The 22247-nt window shown below is 61.7% G+C and carries 22 protein-coding genes and 2 pseudogenes; 20 read left to right on the top strand and 4 right to left on the bottom strand.

All coding sequences use genetic code 11. The annotated features are described in order from the left end of the window. Positions 1 to 9: 9 nt before the first annotated feature. The 8 genes from BLQ85_RS20555 (at position 10) to BLQ85_RS20520 (ending at position 7085) form a co-directional block, all read left to right on the top strand. Positions 10 to 423 (top strand): rhodanese-like domain-containing protein, encoded by a 414-nt coding sequence (locus BLQ85_RS20555; RefSeq protein ID WP_074579822.1) that lies wholly within the window; start codon positions 10 to 12, stop codon positions 421 to 423. After that, the gene (locus tag BLQ85_RS20550) at positions 423 to 845 is read left to right on the top strand and encodes a YchJ family protein (protein WP_074579820.1); all 423 of its coding nucleotides are present in this window, start codon (positions 423 to 425) and stop codon (positions 843 to 845) included. Before BLQ85_RS20555 ends, BLQ85_RS20550 begins: the two co-directional genes overlap by 1 nt. Before the next feature lie 23 nt (positions 846 to 868). Then, positions 869 to 1165 (top strand): hypothetical protein, encoded by a 297-nt coding sequence (locus BLQ85_RS20545; RefSeq protein ID WP_074579819.1) that lies wholly within the window; start codon positions 869 to 871, stop codon positions 1163 to 1165. Further along, positions 1162 to 2055, top strand: a complete 894-nt coding sequence (locus BLQ85_RS20540) for a metallophosphoesterase (protein ID WP_254806494.1) — start codon at positions 1162 to 1164, stop codon at positions 2053 to 2055. The genes BLQ85_RS20545 and BLQ85_RS20540 overlap by 4 nt, the downstream gene beginning before the upstream one ends. Beyond that, entirely contained in the window at positions 2052 to 2714 is a 663-nt protein-coding gene (locus BLQ85_RS20535; protein WP_074579818.1) for an HAD family hydrolase, read from the top strand. The genes BLQ85_RS20540 and BLQ85_RS20535 overlap by 4 nt, the downstream gene beginning before the upstream one ends. An 82-nt stretch (positions 2715 to 2796) precedes the next feature. Beyond that, entirely contained in the window at positions 2797 to 3183 is a 387-nt protein-coding gene (locus tag BLQ85_RS20530) for a YciI family protein (protein ID WP_074579816.1), read from the top strand. 139 nt (positions 3184 to 3322) lie between these two features. Next, the gene (locus BLQ85_RS20525) at positions 3323 to 4480 is read left to right on the top strand and encodes an aminotransferase class V-fold PLP-dependent enzyme (RefSeq protein ID WP_074579814.1); all 1158 of its coding nucleotides are present in this window, start codon (positions 3323 to 3325) and stop codon (positions 4478 to 4480) included. Positions 4481 to 4739: 259 nt separating this feature from the next. Next, positions 4740 to 7085, top strand: coding sequence for an NACHT domain-containing protein (locus BLQ85_RS20520; protein ID WP_074579812.1), 2346 nt, complete (start codon positions 4740 to 4742; stop codon positions 7083 to 7085). A gap of 131 nt (positions 7086 to 7216) precedes the next feature. Here BLQ85_RS20520 and BLQ85_RS20515 read toward each other — a convergent pair. The 4 genes and pseudogenes from BLQ85_RS20515 to BLQ85_RS20500 all read right to left on the bottom strand — a co-directional run. After that, a pseudogene (locus BLQ85_RS20515) lies at positions 7217 to 7432 on the bottom strand (helix-turn-helix transcriptional regulator); the annotation flags it as partial. Positions 7433 to 7492: 60 nt separating this feature from the next. Then, the gene (locus BLQ85_RS20510) at positions 7493 to 8170 is read right to left on the bottom strand and encodes a hypothetical protein (protein WP_139201075.1); all 678 of its coding nucleotides are present in this window, start codon (positions 8168 to 8170) and stop codon (positions 7493 to 7495) included. A gap of 253 nt (positions 8171 to 8423) precedes the next feature. Then, entirely contained in the window at positions 8424 to 9098 is a 675-nt protein-coding gene (locus BLQ85_RS20505) for a glutathione S-transferase family protein (protein WP_074579809.1), read from the bottom strand. Between the two features lie 52 nt (positions 9099 to 9150). Then, on the bottom strand, positions 9151 to 10188 hold the full coding sequence (locus BLQ85_RS20500; RefSeq protein WP_074579808.1) for an AraC family transcriptional regulator: 1038 nt from the start codon (positions 10186 to 10188) through the stop codon (positions 9151 to 9153). 147 nt (positions 10189 to 10335) lie between these two features. On the opposite strand from BLQ85_RS20500, the gene BLQ85_RS20495 reads away from it, so the two are divergent. The 12 genes and pseudogenes from BLQ85_RS20495 (at position 10336) to BLQ85_RS24650 (ending at position 22137) form a co-directional block, all read left to right on the top strand. Continuing rightward, on the top strand, positions 10336 to 11958 hold the full coding sequence (locus BLQ85_RS20495) for a carboxyl transferase domain-containing protein (protein WP_074579807.1): 1623 nt from the start codon (positions 10336 to 10338) through the stop codon (positions 11956 to 11958). Positions 11959 to 11982: 24 nt separating this feature from the next. Then, positions 11983 to 13116, top strand: a complete 1134-nt coding sequence (locus BLQ85_RS20490) for an acyl-CoA dehydrogenase family protein (RefSeq protein ID WP_074579805.1) — start codon at positions 11983 to 11985, stop codon at positions 13114 to 13116. Between the two features lie 14 nt (positions 13117 to 13130). Then, positions 13131 to 13922, top strand: a complete 792-nt coding sequence (locus BLQ85_RS20485) for an enoyl-CoA hydratase/isomerase family protein (protein ID WP_074579804.1) — start codon at positions 13131 to 13133, stop codon at positions 13920 to 13922. Next, complete coding sequence (locus tag BLQ85_RS20480; protein WP_074579803.1) at positions 13919 to 14590, top strand: DUF4126 domain-containing protein; 672 nt, start codon at positions 13919 to 13921, stop codon at positions 14588 to 14590. Before BLQ85_RS20485 ends, BLQ85_RS20480 begins: the two co-directional genes overlap by 4 nt. Beyond that, positions 14583 to 16574 carry an acetyl/propionyl/methylcrotonyl-CoA carboxylase subunit alpha gene (locus tag BLQ85_RS20475; protein WP_074579889.1) on the top strand — a complete coding sequence of 664 codons (1992 nt, stop codon included), beginning with the start codon at positions 14583 to 14585 and terminating at the stop codon, positions 16572 to 16574. The genes BLQ85_RS20480 and BLQ85_RS20475 overlap by 8 nt, the downstream gene beginning before the upstream one ends. A 41-nt stretch (positions 16575 to 16615) precedes the next feature. Then, positions 16616 to 17554: a 2-hydroxyacid dehydrogenase gene (locus BLQ85_RS20470; RefSeq protein ID WP_074579802.1), complete on the top strand. Its 939-nt coding sequence runs from the start codon at positions 16616 to 16618 to the stop codon at positions 17552 to 17554. A gap of 46 nt (positions 17555 to 17600) precedes the next feature. Further along, positions 17601 to 18521 carry a hydroxymethylglutaryl-CoA lyase gene (locus BLQ85_RS20465; RefSeq protein ID WP_074579801.1) on the top strand — a complete coding sequence of 307 codons (921 nt, stop codon included), beginning with the start codon at positions 17601 to 17603 and terminating at the stop codon, positions 18519 to 18521. 1 nt (position 18522) lies between these two features. Next, positions 18523 to 19017, top strand: a pseudogene (locus tag BLQ85_RS24980) (YbaK/EbsC family protein); the annotation flags it as partial. A 9-nt stretch (positions 19018 to 19026) separates the two neighbouring features. Beyond that, complete coding sequence (locus BLQ85_RS24975; protein WP_371327325.1) at positions 19027 to 19278, top strand: DUF1289 domain-containing protein; 252 nt, start codon at positions 19027 to 19029, stop codon at positions 19276 to 19278. A 21-nt stretch (positions 19279 to 19299) separates the two neighbouring features. Further along, positions 19300 to 19950, top strand: coding sequence for a 2-hydroxychromene-2-carboxylate isomerase (locus BLQ85_RS20455; RefSeq protein WP_074579798.1), 651 nt, complete (start codon positions 19300 to 19302; stop codon positions 19948 to 19950). Positions 19951 to 20193: 243 nt separating this feature from the next. Continuing rightward, on the top strand, positions 20194 to 21852 hold the full coding sequence (locus BLQ85_RS20450) for an MFS transporter (protein ID WP_074579796.1): 1659 nt from the start codon (positions 20194 to 20196) through the stop codon (positions 21850 to 21852). A 141-nt stretch (positions 21853 to 21993) separates the two neighbouring features. Next, on the top strand, positions 21994 to 22137 hold the full coding sequence (locus BLQ85_RS24650) for a hypothetical protein (RefSeq protein WP_175456162.1): 144 nt from the start codon (positions 21994 to 21996) through the stop codon (positions 22135 to 22137). Positions 22138 to 22247 lie beyond the last annotated feature (110 nt).

Genomic DNA, 22247 nt, shown 5'->3' with positions numbered 1-22247 from the left:
GATAAAGAGATGCCCATCACCAAAGGATTCCGCGCCCTGGTCGACGAGGCCATGGCCCAGGTCAAGACTTACAGCGTGGGCGAAGTCAAGGCGCGCCTCAAGGACCCGAATGTGCAGATCGTCGACATCCGCGACGTGCGTGAACTCAGCGCCGGCACCGTCGTCGGCAGCTACCACGCGCCGCGCGGCATGCTCGAGTTCTGGGTGGACCCGGCCTCGCCCTACCACAAGCCCCTGTTCGCCGATGAGGGCAAGGAGTTCATCCTGTTCTGCGGCGCGGGTTGGCGAAGCGCCCTGGCCGCCAAAACCCTGCAGGACATGGGTATGCGCAATGTCGCCCACATCGACGGCGGTTATGCCGAATGGGTCAAGCAGGGCGCGCCCACGGAGACACTGGAAGAGCGCAAGGCCAAAAAGGGCTGATGGCGCAAATGCCCCAGCCCACAGCCGCCCAAGCCTGCCCCTGCGGCCGCCAGGCCGGCAAACGGCCCCTGGCCTATGCCCAGTGCTGCGGCCGCTACCTCGACCACTTTGACGCTACACCCGCGCCCGACGCCGAGTCGCTGATGCGCTCGCGCTACGCCGCCTTTGTGGCCGAGCGTGCCGATTACCTGCTCGCCACCTGGCATGCCAGCCACAGGCCGGCGTCCATTGACTTTGATCCCGGCACCAAATGGCTGGGCCTGGAAGTGCGTAGCCACCGCCGGCTTGACGCCACCCATGCCGAGGTCGAATTTGTCGCGCGCCAGAAAAGCCCGGGCAGCCCGGCCGTGCGGCTGCACGAACGCAGCCGCTTCGTCCGCGAGGAGGGCCGTTGGTACTATGTGGACGGCGACATCCAGTAGCCGATCACTGAGAGGGAGGGCACATGTTCAACCAGACCGTGCGCGGCATGTACTGCCTGCGCTGCAGCAGCCGCAAGGTGGTGCGGGGTAATTTTGAAGCCGGGCGCTTTTATCCCCTGCGCGGCGTGCTGCGCTCGCTGATCGGCAAACCTGTGCTTTTGCAAAACCCGCATGCACATGCCTGCATGGACTGCGGCCTGGCCTGGAACGAAGTCGATCCCCTTGAGCTGCGCAAAAACCTGCGCAGCTACGGCCTGTCGCCGCACAGCACCGGCGTGATGGATGTGGTGAACGGCGAGTCGCCGGATATCCGCCTGTGACAAAACCTGTGAAGTCCTGGAGGCGCCGCGCCACCGCCGTGCTGGCGCTGTTGATGCTGCTGCTCGGCATCTGGACCGTCATCGTCGAGCCGCGCTGGGTCGCCCACCGTGACATCAGCGAAACCGTCCCCAACTGGAAAGGCCCGCCCGGCCTCAAAGTGGCCGTCGCCTCCGACTGGCATTTCAGCAAACGCCCGCTGTGGCGCGTCATGACGCTGGAGCGGGCCCGCGCCATCGTGGCCGAGATCAATGCCGCCCAGCCCGACGTCATCCTGCTGCCCGGCGACTTTCTTGCCGACCGCGACTACCAGCCCGAGATTGCCGCCACGCCCGAAGACGAGATCGCCCAGGTGCTGGGCGGGCTCAAGGCCAGGCTGGGCGTTTATGCCGTCATGGGCAACCACGATTGGTGGCACGACGGCGCGAAATTCACCGCCGCCTTCCAGCGCGCCGGCATCCAGGTGCTGGAGAACCAGGCCGCGCCCCTGCCCGGCACCGCCCTGTGGGTGGTCGGCGTGGGCGACGACCATACCGGCCATTCCGACCCGGTGCGCGCCATGGCCGGCGTGCCCAAAGGCGCCCACGCCCTGGTCTTCATGCACGAGCCGGCCAGCCTGTTCGAGCTGCCGCTCGTGCGCGGCCTCATCGTCGCCGCCCACACCCACGGCGGCCAGGTCAGCCTGCCTTTCATTGGCGCGCCCATAGTGCCCGGCGCCGGTCCGCGCGACTGGGCCTACGGCTGGATAGAGCACGGCGACAATCGCATGTACATCACCAGCGGCCTGGGCGTCAGCATCCTGCCCGTGCGCTTCAATATGCGGCCGGAATGGGTGATGTTCACACTCGCCGCCCCGGCAAAACCTGAACTGGACATGAAAGCGGAACCATGAAATTCGACGCGGTGTTATTCGACTGTGACGGCGTGCTGGTCGACAGCGAACCCATTACCAACGGCGTGCTGCGCGACATGCTGGAAGAGCGCGGCTGGAAGCTCAGCCCCGCCGAATGCATGCGCATTTTTGTCGGCAAGGCCGTCAAGGACGAAGCCGCGCTGATCGCCGCCAACACCGGCAGCCCCGTGACCGAAGAGTGGATGGTCCAGTTCCGCGAGCGCCGCAACCAGGGCCTGATGCGCGACCTCAAGGCCATTAACGGCGCCGTCGAGGCCATCGCCAAGGTCCATGCGCTTTACAACGGCCGCATTGCCTGCGCCTCGGGCGCCGACCGTTTCAAGGTCGAGCTGCAGCTGGAGAAATGCGGTTTGATGCCCTTCTTCAAGGGCCGCATCTTCAGCGGCCACGAGCTGCCGCGCTCCAAACCCTTCCCCGACGTCTACCTGGCGGCCGCCGCGGCCCTGGGCGTGGACCCCAAACGCTGCGCCGTGGTCGAAGACACCGTCACCGGCGTTACCGCCGGTGTGGCGGCCGGCTGCACGGTGTTTGGCTACAGCCCTTCTGAAATGGGCCATGACGCGCCCAATGCGCTCAAAGCCAGCGGTGCATCGCAGGTGTTTACCGACATGGCGGACTTGGCGTCCTTGTTAGGCTGAAATTAGTTGGGATGGGCGTGTCGATTCCGGCCTGCCCCGTTCGTCGTAGAGGTGTCATCAACCACTTTTTGAAGGAAACACCATGAAATACCTCTGCCTCGCCTATTACAACCCCGCCGATTTCGCCGCCATGGCGCCCGCCGAGGTCCAGGCCCTGGTCAGCCAGTGCCCGCCCAAGGACAAGGAACTCAAGGCCACCGGCCAGCTGCGCCTCAGCGCTTCGCTGGGCGAGCCCGAGCAGACCATCCGCATCCAGCCGCGCGGCGGCAAGCCCAAAGTCACCGACGGCCCCTTCACCGAAGTCAAGGAACTGGTCGGCGGCTTTTTCATCATCGAAGCCGGCAGCCGCGACGAAGCCGTGCGCCTGGCCTCCATCCACCCGGCCGCCACCCTGGGCGAACAGGTCGGCTGGTACATCGACATGCACCCCATTGGCTTTTTTGAGCAGTACAGCGGCAAACCGGCCTGAACGCGGCACCGGGGCTCCGGCCCGGGCGCTGAAAGGCCAGCTTCCCCAGCGCTGAAGCGGTCTCCCCGGGCCGGGGCTGTCACGAATCGGGCCGCGGTGCTAAGCTGCCAGCCCGACTTTTAAAAACAAAGGTGCGACCATGCCCGGACTCCTGCCCAATGTTGACCCTGACGGCTTGTTAGAGTTTTCAGTCGTCTACACCGACCGCGCGCTCAACCACATGTCGCGCAGCTTCCAGGGCGTGATGGGCGACATCTCCGCCATCCTCAAAGAGGTCTACCACGCGCATTCGGTCGCCCTCGTGCCCGGCAGCGGCACCTACGGCATGGAAGCCGTAGCCCGCCAATTCGCCGCCGGCAAACATGTCATGGTCATCCGCAACGGCTGGTTCAGCTACCGCTGGACGCAGATTTTTGAGATGGGCAACATCCCCGCCTCGCACACCGTGCTCAAGGCCCGCAAGACAGCCGCCGGCGCCCAGGCACCCTGGATTCCCGCACCGGTCGCCGACGTCGTCGCCGCCATCGCCAAAGAAAAGCCCGCCCTGGTCTTTGCCCCGCATGTAGAAACCGCCTCCGGCATGATGCTGCCCGACAGCTATATCCAGTCTGTCGCCGCCGCCGTGCATGCCGTGGGCGGCCTGTTTGTACTCGACTGCATTGCCTCCGGCGCCATGTGGGTCGACATGAAAGCCACCGGCGTGGATGTATTGATATCAGCCCCGCAAAAAGGCTGGAGCAGCTCACCCTGCTGCGCCATGGTCATGCTCAGCGAACGCGCGCGCGCCGCCATTGAAACCACCATGAGCTCCAGCTTTGCCTGCGACCTCAAGAAGTGGCTGCAGATCATGGAAACCTACGAAAAAGGCGGCCACGCCTACCATGCAACGCTACCGACAGACGCCCTCACACGCCTGCGCGCCACCATGAAGGAAACCCAGGACTACGGCTTTGCCAAAGTGAAAGCCGAACAAGAGGAACTGGGCAGCAAAGTCCGCACCCTGTTCGAAAGCCGTGGCCTGCCCAGCGTGGCGGCCGAGGGCTTCAAGGCCCCGGGCGTGGTGGTCAGCTACACCACTGACCCCGACATCCAGTCAGGCAAGAAGTTTCTGGCCGAGGGTTTGCAAACCGCCGCCGGTGTGCCCCTGCAGTGCGACGAAGGCCCCGACTTCAAGACCTTCCGTGTGGGGCTGTTTGGGCTGGAGAAGTGGCACAACGTGGATAGGACGGTGGCGAGCCTGGCGGGGGCTTTGGACCATCTCGGTCTGCTTAAGCGCGTGGCTGAAACCGTTGGTTGAGAAGTTCACATAAGCACCGCCGACTGCTTGTAAATCCTCCAATCGCAGGATTCTCTTATGCAGATAACCATGAGGCACGTACACCGTCTGCGTTTCGTTGGACTAGGCCACAAAAGCAGGTGAAGAATTGGCTGACGTTGGTTCAACTGGTTAGCTCTTGAGTAGGCGATGGCTACCAGACCGCGCAAGGCCATGCTTGTTGTCATAGCTGGTGGCCAGCTGCTAGGATGCTCCAAATAAACTACAACGGGGCAAGGGAATGGATCAGGCTTCAAAACGAACGCGTGTTGAACAAATTGACAAAGAGGTCGAGGAGCTACATCCCTTGCTTCAAGACATATTGAAGCAGGTCTTAAATGTCAAATATGTTGAATACACACACGGACCCTTCGAAAAGGGGGCTGATTTTGTTGTGGAGCGTCATGACGAAGCGCTAGGAACAACCGATTTCATAGGTGTTGTTGCCAAGTGCGACAAGATATTGATGTCGTTTTCTGAAGTAGAGCGTCAGATTGACGAGTGTGGTCATCCGAGAAAAATCCGAGGTGGGCTGCAAACTGTGCGATTGCCAGAGGTCTGGGTAATCACATCAAAAACGATTAGTCAGAATGCCAAGGACAAGATTGAGGAGAAGTTTTCATCTAAGAAAGTTCGCTTTTTCGAGTCCGATTGGCTCGTAAGGCAAATTGATGAGCACGCTCCTCATTTTTGGGAAGAGATTGACGGCACTGTTGGAAAATATCTTGGGCAATTAGATAAGAGGCTTGGCGTTATAAACGCGCAAACCGCGATTGCAAATACTCCTGCCATAAGCGCCATACAGATGGAACTGGATGTGGAGGAGTTAGAGGTTGATCGCTACGTTCACAAAAAAAGACCGATGAAGACACGTCTCGTCAATATGCGAGACGAGGTGATGAACAATAAAGTGAGTGTGATCGAAGCGGAAATGGGATTTGGTAAGTCTTATCTCGCACGCAAGATTGCTATCCACTTCACCGATGTAGCAACTTTTAAGGAGTCGACGGTTTTGCCGGTCTACTCGACCTTCAAAATCTATGCTGATTCCAAATCTTCACTTGAAGATTTCTTAAGAAATCTTCTTGGCATTGATTGCTTTGATAACCTCATAGGTTCCAATGGGAGACTTCTATTAATCCTTGATGGCGTAGATGAAGCTCTGGCGGATCCTGAATACTGCAAGGCCAAGGTGGATGCACTTATCGGTGAAGTTAAGGCGCATGATCACTGGTCTTTGGTATTAACCAGCAGACCATGGAAGGCGTTGGATGAGTTCGCTACACAGCAAGGCGGGATAAAACGATATCGCATTCGCCCGTTAAGTTTCGGGAAAATAATTGCCTACCTCCGCCAAGTGTTCGACACTCTAAAACTTCCAAATCGTCTTGTGGACGATTTGGCCAAGTCAGGTCTTTTCAAGCAACTTCCGCATAACCCAATTGCAGCATCATTGCTCGCAAATATTATTAAACAAGAGAAATACGAGCTTCCATCAAGCCTCACTGAGTTATATGCCAAAACGGTGGAGCTGATGTTAGGGCGGTGGGATGAGCGTAGAGAAATTTCCACTGAAAAGCAATACAAGGCTTCGGAACGTCTCGCTCGATTGTTGGCTCGACACATGATAGACAACCAGCTGGTCTACATGTCTCGCGATGAGATAAAGCAGATGTTCAAAGCCTTCCTTGCCGATCGACAAACCGGCATCTCTTTGAACGAAACGTTCGACTACTTGATCAATCGGTCCACCTTGTTTGGAGTCTTTGAAGATACTGATGCTGTGTTTTTTAAGCACAGGTCTTTCGCTGAGTATTTGTACGCCAAGGACGCCTATGAGTCTCGCAACTTGGAAATCACGGAGCGAGCATTTGAAGCTTACTGGCAGAACACATATTTCTTCTATCTCGGAATTAGATCGGAGTGCCCCGACTTAATAGATGCGCTTGTCAAAGTCGAGCCCAAAGACCTTGCACGTCGCGTCAATAGATTGTTGAACATGGGTAACTACATGCTTGCGGGATATGAGACGCCTTATGTCCACGTGCAAGCCGCATTAGATGTAATCCTGGTGGAGGCTGCCCGCGTCTATTTGGATATAAGGCATGGTCGGGTGCCTACAGGACTCACGGGCATAACGGAAATGCAACTTCTGTGGTACTTCACAGAGGCCATCAGAGCTTGTTATGGCTACGACTTTTTCAAAAAGGCGCTGCCGTTGACGATGGCGAAAATAGACGAAGTACTTACGGTGGACGATGAGGCGCGGCCTTACGCCTTGTTCTTTGCTGCTTGTTCGCTTGCTGACGTGGAAGATACCTGTGGGTTTACCTATCTCCTTGAGCACAATTCAGCGACAAATTTGCCCATCCAGATTTCTTTCGCACTCATGTGTGAGATGAATCTCTCCATCAAAGCCTTTGCGAATACCAAGCCGGTAAAGGACTTTGACAAGAAGCTAAAAAAAGTTTTGAAAATTAGCGGCGGTGAAAAACTTGATCAGGAGTCGCGTCTGAGAGCTCTGTTTCACGAGCCTCTCTCAGCAAAAAATTCCAAGAGTGCTCACGCAGTTTCGAATAAAAGGTAGGGGCTAAAAAAGGACGCGTCCGCGGTAGCTGTGACCATTCGAGTTGTAGAGTCTTGCGCGCGATGACGGAAAATTTTTGACTTTACTAAAGCACAAAGAAGGTCGGAAATTGAAGACGGCGGGCTACTCTTTTATGTGGAAGCACGAAATATTGCAGGTGGAATTCCAGCCCACTCTCGAAACACCCGAATAAAACTCTTCTCATTCCGAAACCCCGAAGCCTCAGCCACCTGCTTGATAGGCTTTGAGGTCCGAAGCAACAAGTCTTTCGCTTTCTCAAGCCGCACCTCATCCTTGAGCTGCTGCAGCGAAGCCCCTTCCTCCTGAAGCTGGCGGTGCAGGGGGCGGCGGTGGCAGATCTCCGAGTCGTGAGCATCCGCTTTGAAGTATTCGCCCGTGGGCGAACCTCACCGCACCCGATTCGGCAAGGGATCATTCAAGGGTTCTGACGACCCCATCAATTTGGCGCAGCGTGCAGCCGCTTCGCGAATCGCGGCATGCCAGCCCATGACAACGCCGTCGCTTGAAAAGCTGCCGGCCCCCTGGCAGGAGATGGGCGTACCTTGTTTGTCCAGCGACAGGTTGACAAAAACGAGGCGGGAGCCGTCGCGGTCTGCGGCCGATTGCAGCAATGCGCCGGCAATGGCATTTCCGAACGCCAGCCCCACCGCTTCTTGCGGCGTGCTGACGACTCGACCGTTGATTTGGGAGTCGTTGTTGGGTTCAAAGTTGATGCGTCGGCCGCGTTTCTCGCCGATCGCGATGTCCAGTGCGGTAAGGTCCAGGCCGCCGCTGAGTGTTGCCAGTGTTGATTCGTTGAGCTGTTCACCCAGGGCATGTTTCAGGGCCTCAATGGGTGGCTGGTCGAAGTTCTTTTCGTCAAACCTGTCCAGCTCGCCTTGTGCCGTGGGGACTTTGGGGCTGCGTTGCGGCGGTCTTTTATCGGTCAACACCAGCTTGGCACCTTGTGCGGATTCGAGTGCACCTGTGACGTGAAACTCCGGCGCCGCCGCCAGGGCTTGCCCGAAAAAGCTTGCCGTTGCGGCAAGGGCTGCCAAGGCTTTCACAGCGCACATCGTTCTCATCCTCACCCTCCCAGGTTGAAATAGCCACGGCAGTTTACGTGGGCTGAATGATTGTTGGCAATCCTGCTTATTCACCTTGCCTGTTTTGCAGGCATCCCGCCGAGAGCCAGGCCAGCCAAGGCTTTCCCGCGTTGTCCCCACGGCAATTCACAAAGTTACCCACAGAAGCTGTGAATGAATCCTGCGGACAATTCTTCGCCCGCTTCGCCCGCTTCGCCCGCTTCGCCCGCTTCGCCCGCTTCGCCCGCTCCGCTCACTTCCCCGGCCGCATATCCGGCGCCGGCGTAGTGGGGACACCCTGCGCCAGCGCGGCCTGATGCTGCGCCTGCAGGGCGCGCTGGAAGGCCGGTCGTTGTTCCAGCCGCTGGTGGTAATCGTGCACGGCATCGGGGAATTGTGTTGCCAGGCCAAGATGGTCGGCCAGCATGAGGGCGTAGTGGACCGACACATCGGCTGCGGTGAAGCGGCCGGCGCAGAGAAACTCCTGTTGCTGCAGGGTGGCGTCCATGGCTTTCAGCCGGGCCAGGAACCAGCGGCTGTAGTCTTCCGCGACCTGGGGCTGCTTGCGCGCCTCGGGTTCGAAGTGGGTATAGCGCAGCACCAGGGTTTGTGGAAAGGTCAGTGTGGCTTCGCCCATGTACAGCCAGTTCAGGTAAGCGCCATAGGCTGGGTCCGTCAGCGGGACGTCCAGCTGGCCGGGGCTGTGCCGTGCCGCCAGGTATTGGCATATGGCTGCGGATTCGGTCATGCGGGTGTCGCCATCCACCAGCAGCGGCACGGTGCCCAAGGGGTTGTCCGCCAGGAATTCGCGGGCCAGCGCACGTGGCGGAAAAGGCAGCATGCGCAGCGTGTAGGGCACGCCCAGCTCTTCGAGCATCCACAAGGGGCGGAACGAGCGGGCGCTGACGCAGTGGTGAAGGGTAATCATGCGCACAGTCTAGAGAGCCACGCGTCACAAGTCCTGCCATGAAAGGGGCAAATCAGGCCAGTGGCTGGTTTCCCTGCCGAAACTCCGCGGGTGACTGGCCGCTCCATTCCCGAAACGCCCGCGTAAAACTCTTCTCATTCCGAAACCCCGAAGCCTCAGCCACCTGCTTGATGGGCTTTGAAGTCCGTAGCAACAAGTCTTTGGCTTTTTCAAACCGCACCTCGTCCTTGAGCTGCTGCAGCGAAGCCCCTTCCTCCTGAAGCTGGCGGTGCAAGGAGCGTGGCGACATATTGAGGGTCGCCGCCAGGGTTTCCGCGGTATGGGAAGCGCCTGCTGCCGGGTTCGCCAGCGCTTGCCGCACCTGCTCCACGAGCAAACGATCGCGCCGGTACTGCAGCACCGTCAAGGGCAAGGCCCGCTGCAGCATTTGCTGCAAGGCCTTTTCATCGCGGCGCAAAGGCAAGGCCAGGTAGCGCGCGTCAAACCTGATTTCAGCTTGCGCGGCCTTGAACTGCAGGCCCGGGCCGGGGAACATCAGCGCATAAGCCTCCACATGGGCCGGCGCCTCAAACGGAAAACGCGCACCCTGCAAGGGAATGCGCGAATCCACATACCAGCAGGCCAGGCCATGGATATTGCGCAGCACATGGACTAAACCAAACTCGCCAACCTGGCCCGGTATCTTCTCTTCGACCGTGATCGCGGCCGTGTCGCCGCTGGTCGCCAGGCGAAGAATGATGTCGTCGGTGATCAGCGCATGGTGGCGGCACCAGCGTTTGAGGGCTATGCCCAGATTGGGCGAGCTGATCGATGCGCGGGCCAGCATGCCGTAGCTGCCCCAGGGCAGTTTGCGGCCAAAGGCGCCCAGGCCTTCGTCGTCGAGCTCCTGCATGGCGGCGCCGGAGAGGACTTCCATCTGGCGGGCGGTGATGTGGGCATTGGCTTGTTTGAGCTGGTTTGGCGTGATCTGTGCCAGTTTCAGGGCCTGGTCCGGGCTTTGGCCGTAGCGTTTGTAGGCCACGGTAATGCTTCTAGCAAAGGCCATGGGCGTGGCGGCGACGGGTGGGTTGGCGGGGCTGCGGGAGGGCATGAGTCGATTCTCCGTGCCGTTGGCAGGATTTGCAACCTTGTTGGCGGCCTGCCGGGGGCGGGTTTTCGCTAAGCTGGCTGTTTGGCGCTAAGGTAGGGCCGGTACGCCCCGCCGTGTCTTCCGGCGCCCCCATCAGGAAAAAAATCCATGTCCGCTCTTGAGACCCAGCTCAACGCCCGTTCCGCCGACTTCCAGGCCAATGCCGCCGCCATGCGCGCGCTGGTCGACGACCTGACGGCCAAAGTCGCCAAGGCCGCCCAGGGTGGCGGCGATGTGGCCCGTGCGCGCCACACCTCACGCGGCAAGCTGCTGCCGCGCGACCGGGTGCAGATGCTGCTGGACCCGGGCACGCCTTTCCTCGAACTTTCGCCGCTGGCCGCGTTTGCCATGTACCCGGACCGCGACGGGACGGACAGCGCGCCCTGCGCGGGCGTGATCGCCGGCATAGGCCGCATCAGCGGGGTGGACTGCATGATTGTGTGCAACGACGCGACCGTGAAGGGCGGCACCTATTACCCGATGACGGTCAAAAAACATCTGCGCGCGCAGGAGATCGCGCAGCAGAACAACCTGCCTTGTGTCTACCTGGTCGATTCGGGCGGTGCCAACCTGCCCAACCAGGACGAGGTCTTCCCGGACCGCGACCATTTCGGCCGCATCTTTTTTAACCAGGCGAATATGAGCGCCCAGGGCATTGCGCAGATCGCCGTTGTGATGGGCAGCTGCACGGCCGGCGGCGCTTATGTGCCGGCCATGAGCGACGAGACCATCATCGTCAAGAACCAGGGCACCATCTTCCTGGGCGGGCCGCCGCTGGTGAAGGCCGCGATCGGCGAGATTGTCAGCGCCGAAGACCTGGGCGGCGGCGACGTGCACACGCGGCTTTCGGGCGTGGCCGACCACCTGGCGCAGAACGACCCGCATGCGCTGGCCCTGGCGCGCCGCGCCGTGGCCAACCTGAACCGGCAAAAACAGCCCCAGCAGGTGCTGCGCACACCGGTGCCGCCGCTGTACCCGGCGGAAGAGCTGTATGGCGTGATCCCGACCGACACGCGCAAGCCTTATGACGTGCGCGAAATCATCGCGCGCATTGTGGACGGCAGCGAGTTTGCCGAGTTCAAGGCGCGTTACGGCGCGACCCTGGTCTGCGGTTTTGCGCATGTCGAGGGCATGCCGGTGGGCATCATCGCCAACAACGGCATCCTGTTCAGCGAGTCGGCGCAAAAGGGTGCGCACTTTATCGAGCTGTGCTGCCAGCGCAAGATCCCGCTGGTGTTTTTGCAGAACATCACGGGTTTTATGGTCGGCAAGAAGTACGAGGCCGAGGGCATTGCGCGCCACGGCGCCAAGATGGTGATGGCCGTGGCCACGGCCCAGGTGCCCAAGTTCACCATCATCATCGGCGGCAGCTACGGCGCGGGCAATTACGGCATGTGCGGCCGGGCTTATTCACCGCGGTTTTTGTGGATGTGGCCGAATGCGCGCATCTGCGTGATGGGCGGCGAACAGGCGGCCGGCGTGCTGGCCACGGTCAAGCGCGACGCGATTGAAGCCAAGGGCGGCAAATGGAGCGCCGAGGAAGAGGCCGCCTTCAAGCAGCCGGTGCTGGACCAGTTCGGCCACCAGTCGCATCCCTACTATTCAAGCGCACGCCTCTGGGACGACGGCGTGATAGACCCGGCGGATACGCGGCGTGTGCTGGCGCTGGGCCTGTCGGCCACCTTGAACCAGCCGATTCCCGAAACCAAGTTCGGCGTATTCCGCATGTAAGCCAGGCCCTCCACAAAGCCGGCCATGGACAACATCTACATCACCCCCGAGCACGAGTTGCTGCGCGAGCAGGTCGCACGTTTTATCGCGCGCGAGGTCGAGCCTTTTGCGGCAGCCTGGGAAGAAGAAGGCTGTGTGCCGCGCGAGGTGCTGCGCAAGATGGGTGAGGCTGGCCTGCTGGGCCTGATGTATGAAGCCGAATACGGCGGTGCCGATGCCGATGCCTTGACCAACCTGGTGTTTGCCGAGGCGCTGTCGCAGTCGACCTTTGGCGGCTTCATCATCACGGTGCTGGTGCATACCGACATGGCCAGCCCGCATCTGTTCCATGCGGGCAATGCGGCGCAAAAGGCCAGATACATGCCGGATGTGATTGCCGGCAAGACGATTACCGCGGTGGGCATCACCGAGCCCGGCGCGGGTTCTGACGTGGCCGGCATGCGGATGACAGCCAAACGCGAAGGTGACGAATGGGTGCTCAACGGCACCAAGATGTTCATCACCAATGGCGTACACGCCAACCTGTATTTCATCGCGGCCAAAACCGGCACGGCGCGCCACGATGTGTCCATGTTCATCGTCGAAAAAGGCACGCCGGGGTTTACTGTGGGCCGTGCGCTCAAGAAGACGGGCTGGCTGTCGTCCGACACGGCCGAGCTGGTGTTTGACCAGGTGCGCATCCCGGCCGGCAACCTGCTGGGCGAGGAGGGCAAGGGTTTTTATTCGGTCATGAAAAACTTCCAGACCGAACGCATCGCCCTCGCGGCCATGGCGGTGGGCCACTGCACCCAGGCGCTGAAGATGACGCTGGACTACGTGCGCCAGCGCCAGGCCTTTGGCGCCACGCTGTGGGACAAACAGACGATTCGCCAGCGCATCGCCATGCTGGACGCCAAGACGCGTGCGGCGCGGCAGTTTATGTACCACTGTGCCTGGTCCGTGACGCAAGGGCGCGACATTGTGCAGGAGGTCTCCATGCTCAAGGCGCTGACGGGCGAGCTGGTCAACGAAGTGCTGCAGACCTGCCAGCAGTTCCATGGCGGCATGGGCTTTATCCGCGAGACAGCGATAGAACGCCTGTGGCGCGATGCGCGTGTGCTGGGCATAGGCGGCGGCGCGACCGAAGTGATGCTGGAAGAAGTGGCCAAACGGTATTAAAGGGAAGCAGGACCATGAACCATTTATTGATAGACGTCACCGGGCACGTCGCCACCGTCACCCTGAACCGCGCCGAGGTGCGCAATGCCTTTAACGAGGAGGTGATCGCCGAGATGACCCAGGCTTTTGTCGAGCTGGGCCTGCGCGATGAGCTGCGCTGTGTGGTGCTGGCGGCCCAGGGCCCGGCCTTTTGCGCGGGCGCGGACCTGAACTGGATGCGCAGCATGGCCGACTACACCTACAAACAGAACCTGGAGGACGCGGGCCGCCTCGCGACCATGCTGCAGGCTGTTTATGAATGCCCCAAGCCCGTCATTGCCCGCGTGCAGGGCGATGTGTACGCGGGGGGCATGGGCCTGGTGGCGGCTTGCGACATGGCTGTGTCCGTGGATACCGCCGGTTATTGCCTTAGCGAAGTCAAGCTGGGTTTGATCCCGGCCACCATCAGCCCTTATGTGATCCGCGCCATGGGTGAGCGCGCGGCGCACCGCTACTTTTTGACGGCCGAGCGTTTTGATGCGGCCGAGGCGCTGCGCATCGGTTTTGTGCACGAGGTGGTGGCGGCCGAGGCGCTGGATGCGAAGGTGGCCGAACTCGTGAAAACCCTGGTCAATGCCGGCCCCGAAGCCGTGAAGCTGTGCAAAAAACTGGTGCAGGACGTGGCGGGCCAGGCCATCACCCACGAACTCACGCAGATGACGGTGCAGGCGATTGCCGATGTGCGTGTAAGCCCTGAAGGACGCGAGGGCGTGCAGTCCTTTTTGCAGAAGCGCAAGCCTGACTGGCTGCCGACCAAACCATCATGAACACCCTGGACACCGCACAACTGATCGCCCTGGCCGGCGCGCTGGGCTGGGCCAGCGGCGTGCGCCTTTACCTGGTGGTGCTGCTGACCGGGCTGGCGGGTTTTATGGGCTGGGTGCAGCTGCCGTCCGGCCTGCAGCTGCTGGCCCACCCGGTGGTGCTGGGCATCAGTGGGTTTATGGTGTTTGTCGAATTTTTTGCCGACAAGATCCCGGGCCTGGATTCGCTGTGGGATGTGGTGCATGGCGTGATCCGCATCCCGGCCGGCGCGGCGCTGGCGGCCGCGGTGTTTGGCGGTGACAACGGCCTGGGCGCGCTGGTCGCGGCCCTGCTGGGCGGCACCTTGGCGGCCACCAGCTTTGCCGCCAAGGCCACCACGCGTGCGGCCATCAATACCTCGCCCGAGCCTTTCAGCAATATTGGTGCCTCACTGCTCGAGGACGGCCTGGTGCCGCTGGGCCTGTGGCTGGCGATTGCCCATCCTCTGGTTTTTGTGGTGCTGCTGGCCCTGGTGCTGGTGCTCAGTGTCTGGCTGATACGGGTGTGCTGGCGGTTCTTGCGCCAGCTCTTTATCCGTGTGGCGCGCATTTTCAGCGGCAGGCCGGATCCTGGCACTACCGCCGCTTTTACTTTGACCTCACCTTTTTCGAAGAAGAATGACCATGTTTAAAAAGATTCTTATTGCAAACCGTGGGGAGATCGCCTGCCGCGTGGCTGCGACCGCCAGGCGCATGGCCATACAGTCCGTCGCCGTGTATTCCGATGCCGATGCGGGCGCCAAGCATGTGGGCTTTTGCGACGAGGCGGTGCACATAGGCGGCAGCGCGCCCAAGGACAGTTATTTGCGCTGGGAGCGCATCATCGAAGCCGCCAAGGCCACGGGCGCCGAGGCGATACACCCGGGCTATGGCTTTCTGAGCGAGAACGAGGAATTTGCCCAGGCCTGCGCCAGCGCCGGCCTGGTCTTCATTGGCCCGCCGGCCTCGGCCATCAAGGCCATGGGCCTGAAGGCCGAGTCCAAACAGCTGATGGAAAAAGCCGGCGTGCCGCTGGTGCCGGGCTACCACGGCAGCGACCAGGACCCGGTGCTGCTCAAGCGCGAGGCCGACCGCATTGGCTACCCGGTGCTGATCAAGGCCAGTGCGGGCGGCGGCGGCAAGGGCATGCGCGCGGTCGACAAGAGTGAAGACTTTGAAGCCGCGCTGGCTTCCTGCAAGCGCGAGGCCATCAACAGTTTTGGCGACGACGCGGTGCTGGTGGAAAAATACGCGCAGCGCCCGCGCCATATCGAGATCCAGGTGTTTGGCGACACCTATGGCAATTATGTTTACCTGTTCGAGCGCGACTGCTCGGTGCAGCGCCGCCACCAGAAGGTGCTGGAAGAGGCGCCGGCCCCCGGCATGACGGAGGCCATGCGCAAGCAGATGGGCGAAGCCGCCGTGGCGGCCGCGCGTGCCGTCAATTACGTGGGCGCTGGCACCGTCGAATTCATTGTCGAGCAGCGCACAGACGGCAGCATGAACTTCTTCTTTATGGAGATGAACACGCGCTTGCAAGTCGAACACCCGGTGACCGAAGCCATCACAGGCCTGGACCTGGTGGAATGGCAGTTGCGCGTGGCCTCGGGCGAAAAGCTGCCGCTGGCGCAGGACCAGCTGCGCATCACCGGCCATGCCATCGAGGCGCGTATCTGTGCCGAAACACCCGACAACAACTTCCTGCCGGCCACCGGCAGCCTGCATGTCTACAAAAAACCGGTGCACACCGCGTTTGAACGCGGCCAGGTGCGTGTGGATGACGGCGTGCGCGAGGGCGACGCGATCTCGCCCTATTACGACTCCATGGTCGCCAAGCTCATCGTGCACGGCGCCACGCGTGAAGAGGCGCTGGCCCGGCTCGACGATGCGCTGGCCCAGACCCGCATCGTGGGCCTGAGCACCAATGTGCAGTTTTTGCGTTATGTGGTGCGCAGCCCATCCTTTGCCAAGGCCAACCTGGACACCGCGCTGATACAGCGCGAAGAAGCCGTGCTCTTCAAGCAGGAGCCCGTGGGCCTGGCCATGGCGGCCGCCGCGGCTGTCGCCAAACAGCTGCTGGACGAGCGCGCCCTGGCGGGCAGCGACCCTTTCAGCCGCCGCGACGGCTGGCGCTCGCACGGCGTGGTGCAGCGGCGCTTTGAGTTTGAATTCCATGGCGAGCCGGCCAAGGCGGTGTTGACTTATGGGCATGACGGTGCGCTGCACCTCGCCTTGGGCGATGTCGCGGGCCCGCTGCTGTTTAGCGAAACCGCGCAGGGCATCGAAATTCAATTCGCGGGCCAGCGCATGACGGCGGCCGTTTATGCGCAGGGCGAGCTGGACCATGTGTTTACCGCCAAGGGCGCGACGCAAATTCTCTCCATAGACCTGCTGGCCCATGCGGGCGAGGCCCAGGCCGAGGGCGGCCGCCTGACCGCGCCCATGCCGGGCAAGGTGGTGTCTTTTGCCGTCAAAGCCGGCGACAAGGTGAGCAAGGGCCAGCCGCTGGCCGTGATGGAGGCCATGAAAATGGAGCACACCATCGCGGCACCGGCCGACGGCACGGTGCAGGAATTGCTCTATGCGCCGGGCGACCAGGTCAACGAGGGTGCGGAATTGTTGAAAATAGCCGTTTGAATTTGTTTTGGCTCCAAACGTAATTTCAGCGGGATTTTTTAATGCGCATCAGTTTTTGCTGTTCTGACACCAAACCCCAGCCCTGGGTAGACGGCCTCAAGGCCGCTTTTCCGGATGCGGATGTGAGCTTGTGGTCCGCCGGCGCGGAGCCGGCCGACTACGCGGTGGTCTGGCAGCCGCCCCAGCAGTTTTTTGACGAGCAGCAGGGGCTCAAGGGCATCTTCAACATAGGCGCGGGCGTGGATGCGCTCATGAAGCTGAAGCTGCCGGCCGGGGTGCCGGTGGTGCGGCTGGACGATGCCGGCATGTCGGCGCAGATGGCCGAGTTTGTCTGCCATGCGGTGATACGCCATTTTCGCGAGCTGGACGGCTACGAGGCCGATGTGGCGCAAGGCAAATGGTCTTACCGCAAGCCGCGTTTGCGCACGGACTATCCCATAGGCGTGATGGGCCTGGGCGTGCTCGGCGAGCGTGTGAGCCGCGCGCTCGCGCAGTTTGATTTTCCGGTGCGCGGCTGGAGCCGCTCGCCCAAGGCGATTGAAGGCGTGCAATGTTATTCGGGCGAGGTGGGCAGCGCGGGCTTCCAGGATTTCCTGGCGGCCAGCCGCATGCTGGTCTGCCTGCTGCCGCTCACCCCCGACACCCAGGGCATCATGAACCGCGCCACGCTGTCGCGGCTGCAGCCGGGCGGCTACGTCATCAATGTGGCGCGCGGCAGCCACCTGGTGGACGAGGATTTGATCGCCCTGATCGACGAGGGCCGGCTGGCCGGCGCGACGCTGGACGTGTTCCGCACCGAACCGCTGCCGGCTGAGCATCCTTTCTGGAAACACCCCAAGGTCACGGTCACGCCGCACACCTCGGCGCGCACCCTGCGCGAGGAAAGCATTGCCCAGATCGCCGGGAAAATACGCAGCCTGGCGGCGGGTGCGCCGATAAGCACCCTTGCCGGCGTGGTTGACCCAAAAAAGGGATACTGAATCCCCCATTTGCCGCGCCTCCCCCATGCGGCTTGCAGGACACCCCATGAAACTACCTTCCAAAGTCAAGCTTGTCGACGTAGGCCCGCGCGACGGGCTGCAGAATGAAAAAGCCCAGGTGCCGGCGGCGGTGAAGATCGAGCTGGTGCACCGCCTGCAGGACGCAGGCCTGACCGAGATCGAGGTCACGAGTTTTGTGTCGCCCAAATGGGTGCCGCAGATGGCCGACAACGCCGAGGTGATGGCCGGCATCCAGCGCAAGCCCGGTGTTCGCTATTCGGTGCTGACACCCAATATGAAGGGCTTTGAGGCCGCCATCGCGCCGCCGCGCGAACTCTGGCCCGACGAGATCGTGGTCTTCGGCGCGGCCAGCGAGGCCTTCAGCCAGAAAAACATCAACTGCTCGATCGCGGAAAGCATTGAGCGCTTTCGCCCCGTGGTCGAGGCCGCGCGCGAAAAAGGCATTTATGTGCGCGGCGCCATGTCCTGCACCGTGGGCTGCCCTTACGAGGGGGAGATCGCGCCCGAACGTGTGGACATGCTGGCCGGCCTGATGAAGGGCATAGGCGTGCAGCATGTGGGCGTGGCCGACACCATAGGCGTGGGCACGCCGCTCAAGGTGCAGCGCGCACTGGACGCGACGCTCAAGCATTTCGACATCAACGATGTGTCTGGCCATTTCCACGACACCTACGGCCAGGCCCTGGGCAATACCCTGGCTTCGCTGCAGATGGGTGTCTGGCAGTTCGACACCTCTTCGGCCGGCCTGGGCGGCTGCCCTTTTGCCAAGGGCGCGACCGGCAATGTGGCCACTGAAGACGTGGTGTACATGTTGCACGGCATGGGCATCGAAACCGGCGTAGATCTCGACAAACTCATTGATGCCGGAAAATTCATCAGCGACTTCCTGGGCCGCAAACCGAATTCCCGCGCCGCGACGGCGCTTCTGAACAAACGAGCGAATTGATATGTGTGGTGCTGAACTGAAGAGCTTGCCTGAGGGTGTTCAAAGGGTGGCGGCGGTGCTGCGTGAATGCGGCCATCCGCACATGCCCGTGATGCTGGACGATGCGGCGCGCACTGCGCAGCAGGCGGCCGATGCGCTGGGCGTGCGCCTGGGGCAAATCGCCAAGAGCATCATCTTTCGCCGCAAGTCGGACGATGCCGCCGTGCTGGTGGTGACCTCGGGCGACAGGCGGGTCGATGAACGCAAGGTCGAGGCCCTGGTCTGCGGCGACGGTAAGCGCGTGGGCCGCGCCGATGCGGATTTTGTGAAAAGCAAGACCGGTTTTTCCATAGGGGGCGTGTCGCCCGTGGGGCATATCAGCCAGGCCGTGGTGCTGGTGGACCTGAGCCTGATGCGTTTTGACGAGGTCTGGGCCGCGGCCGGCCATCCGCATGCGGTGTTCAAGCTGATGCCGCAGGAGCTGGAGCTGCTGACCGGCGCGCCCGTGGTCGACGTGGCCGTGGATATGGGCGAGGAGGCCATCGCGCGCGAGCAGGCCGTGGCCCGGGTGACGGAGCGCGGCCGCACGGTGGAGGCCGCGGGCGATGATGTGCCTTCGCCCTGCATCTCGGTGTGCCGCGTGAATGCCGACAGCGGGCTGTGCGAAGGCTGCTTTCGCACCCTGGGCGAGATCTCGGCCTGGGCGCGTTCCGGCCCCGAGGCGCAGCGCGAACTCTGGCGCACCATAGGCCAGCGCATGGCGGCCGTAGGGGCCTGAACATTCAAGGGAGAGGGTTTCATGAAGCACATCACTTTTTATTTTGATTTCATCTCTCCCTATGCCTACCTCGCCTTCGAGCAGCTGCCCGAAGCGCTCAAGGGCCTGAGCTACAGCGTCAGCTACCGGCCGGTGCTGTTTGCGGCGCTGCTCAAGCACCACGGCCAGCTGGGCCCGGCCGAGATCGCGCCCAAGCGCGACTGGACCTACCGGCAGGTGCTGTGGCATGCGCACAGCAAGGGCATCGCCATGCAGATGCCGGCCAGCCATCCCTTCAACCCCTTGCCGCTGCTGCGGCTGGCCAGCGCCTGCGGCACGCCGGAAGACCCGGCCAGCCCCAACCGCTATGTCTGCGAAACCATGTTTCGCCATGTCTGGCAGGGCGGGGGCGAGGCCGCCGATGCGCAGCGGCTTGCGGCGCTCGCGGCGCAGCTCGCGCCGCAGCGCACGCTGAACGACGACGACGCCAAAGCGCAGCTGAAAACAAACACCGACGAGGCGATTGCGCACGATGTGTTCGGCGTGCCCGCGATGGAAGTCGACGGCAAAATTTTCTGGGGCTTCGACGCGTTGCCCATGCTGCGCGAATACCTGCTGGGCAACAGCTGGTTTGAGGGCGAAGGCTGGAACGGTGTGCGCAAGGTCGCCGTGGGCATTTCGCGCAAGGCCTGAGCGCGTAAGCACGCGTGCAGGCGTGTAAGCGAGTTTTACGCGGCGCGTAAGAAGGTTCTAGGCGTTTTCCCGGAGTGGCTTCGTATGCTGAAAAGTTTCTCAAGGGTTTCCCCTTGAGTTGTCAGCCACGCATAAGTTTCACGCAAGCTCCTGTTATTTTCACGTCAGAGCTAGGTCAGGGACTCCAAAAATAATCAGTGCAGCTTCCATACCGGAGGCCTTCACTATTTGGAGACACACATCATGGCAACAGCCGTCGACAACAGACCCATGACCGCCGAGCAGAAGAAGGTGATCTTCGCCTCTTCGCTCGGCACGGTATTCGAGTGGTACGACTTCTACCTCTACGGTTCATTGGCCGCCATCATCGCCAAGCAGTTCTTCAGCGGACTGGACTCGGGCTCGGCCTTCATCTTCGCGCTGCTCGCGTTCGCCGCAGGCTTCATCGTGCGCCCCTTCGGCGCGCTGGTGTTCGGCCGGCTGGGCGACATGATCGGCCGCAAGTACACCTTCCTGGTCACCATCGTGATCATGGGCCTGTCGACTTTCATCGTGGGCCTGTTGCCCAACTACGCGTCCATCGGCGTTGCCGCGCCGGTGATCCTGATCGCGCTGCGCATGCTGCAAGGCCTGGCGCTGGGCGGTGAGTACGGCGGCGCTGCCGTCTACGTGGCCGAGCACTCGCCCCAGGGCAAGCGCGGCGCCTACACCTCCTGGATCCAGACCACGGCCACGCTGGGCCTGTTCCTGAGCCTGCTGGTGATCCTGGGTGTGCGCACCGCCATGGGCGAAGCCGCTTTCGCCGACTGGGGCTGGCGCATTCCGTTCATCGTCTCCATCCTGCTGCTGGCCGTGTCGGTCTACATCCGTTTGTCGATGAACGAATCCCCCGCCTTCCAGAAGATGAAGGCCGAGGGCAAGACCTCCAAGGCCCCGCTGTCCGAGTCCTTCGGCCAGTGGCGCAACCTGAAGATCGTGATCCTGGCGCTGATCGGCCTGACCGCCGGCCAGGCCGTGGTCTGGTACTCGGGCCAGTTCTACGCGCTGTTCTTCCTGACGCAGGCGCTCAAGGTGGACGGCCCCACGGCCAACATTCTGGTGGCCTACTCGCTGATCCTGGGAACGCCTTTCTTCGTGATCTTCGGCACGCTGTCCGACAAGATCGGCCGCAAGCCCATCATCATGGCCGGCTGCCTGCTGGCCGTGGTCACCTACTTCCCGGTGTTCACCGCGCTGACCAAGGCCGCCAACCCCGACCTCGCCGCCGCACAAGCCAAGAACAAGGTGATCGTGACCGCCGACCCGAAAGAGTGCTCGTTCCAGTTCAACCCGACCGGCACCGTCAAGTTCACCAGCTCCTGCGACATCGCCAAGCAGGTGCTGGCAGGCGCATCGGTGAGCTATGACAACGTCGCCGCACCGGCCGGCACCGTGGCCAGCATCAAGATCGGCGAGAACGCCATCCCCAGCTACACCGCCAAGGGCCTGAGCGCCGACGACGCCAAGAAGAAGGACGCCGAGTTCAAGAAACTCATCGCGGACGACCTGAAGGCCGCCGGCTATCCGAGCAAGGCCGACCCGGCCAAGGTCGACAAGGTGATGGTCACCCTGATCCTGTTCTACCTGGTGATCCTGGTGACCATGGTCTACGGCCCCATCGCCGCCATGCTGGTCGAGCTGTTCCCGACCCGCATCCGCTACACCTCCATGAGCCTGCCGTACCACATCGGCAACGGCTGGTTCGGCGGCCTGCTGCCGACGACCGCCTTCGCCATCGTGGCGCAGACCGGCAATATGTACAACGGCCTCTGGTACCCCATCATCGTCGCCGGCATGACGCTGGTGATAGGCACCTTGTTCATCAAGGAAACCAAGGACGTGGATATTTACGCCAACGACTGATTGGTGTGATCACCGGGCGGGCCCAGCGGCCCGCGCCGGTTTGTTTGTGAGGCTGAAGAGCCTTGTGATATTTGCAGGCCCTCGTCATCCATGTGCCGGGGGCTTTTTTTTGGCCTTTTTTTGTTTTTGGAGAAGAGAAAAATGTGGAAACTCGTGCTCGGATTTATCGTGATCGCCGGCCTGGCCCTGTTCCTCTTGAACAAGGGCGGGGACATAGACCTCAGTGGTGAAAAGCATGGCGCCTCCCCCGCGCCGGCCGCCGCCGCTACCCGCGCTGTGGCGTGAGGTATTGCCGCAAGAGGCGTTTCCAGTTGCAGGACAGGGCCGCGACCGGTGCCCAAATAGGTGCATTGGTGCTAAAAATGGGGTAAATTGAATCAGGGGCAACAAAAAAG

The sequence above is a fragment of the Polaromonas sp. JS666 genome, from assembly GCF_900103405.1.
In the GTDB taxonomy this organism is placed as follows: domain Bacteria; phylum Pseudomonadota; class Gammaproteobacteria; order Burkholderiales; family Burkholderiaceae_C; genus Polaromonas.
Note: the sequence above shows the minus strand (reverse complement) of the source record. Positions and strands in the feature narration are given on the sequence as shown.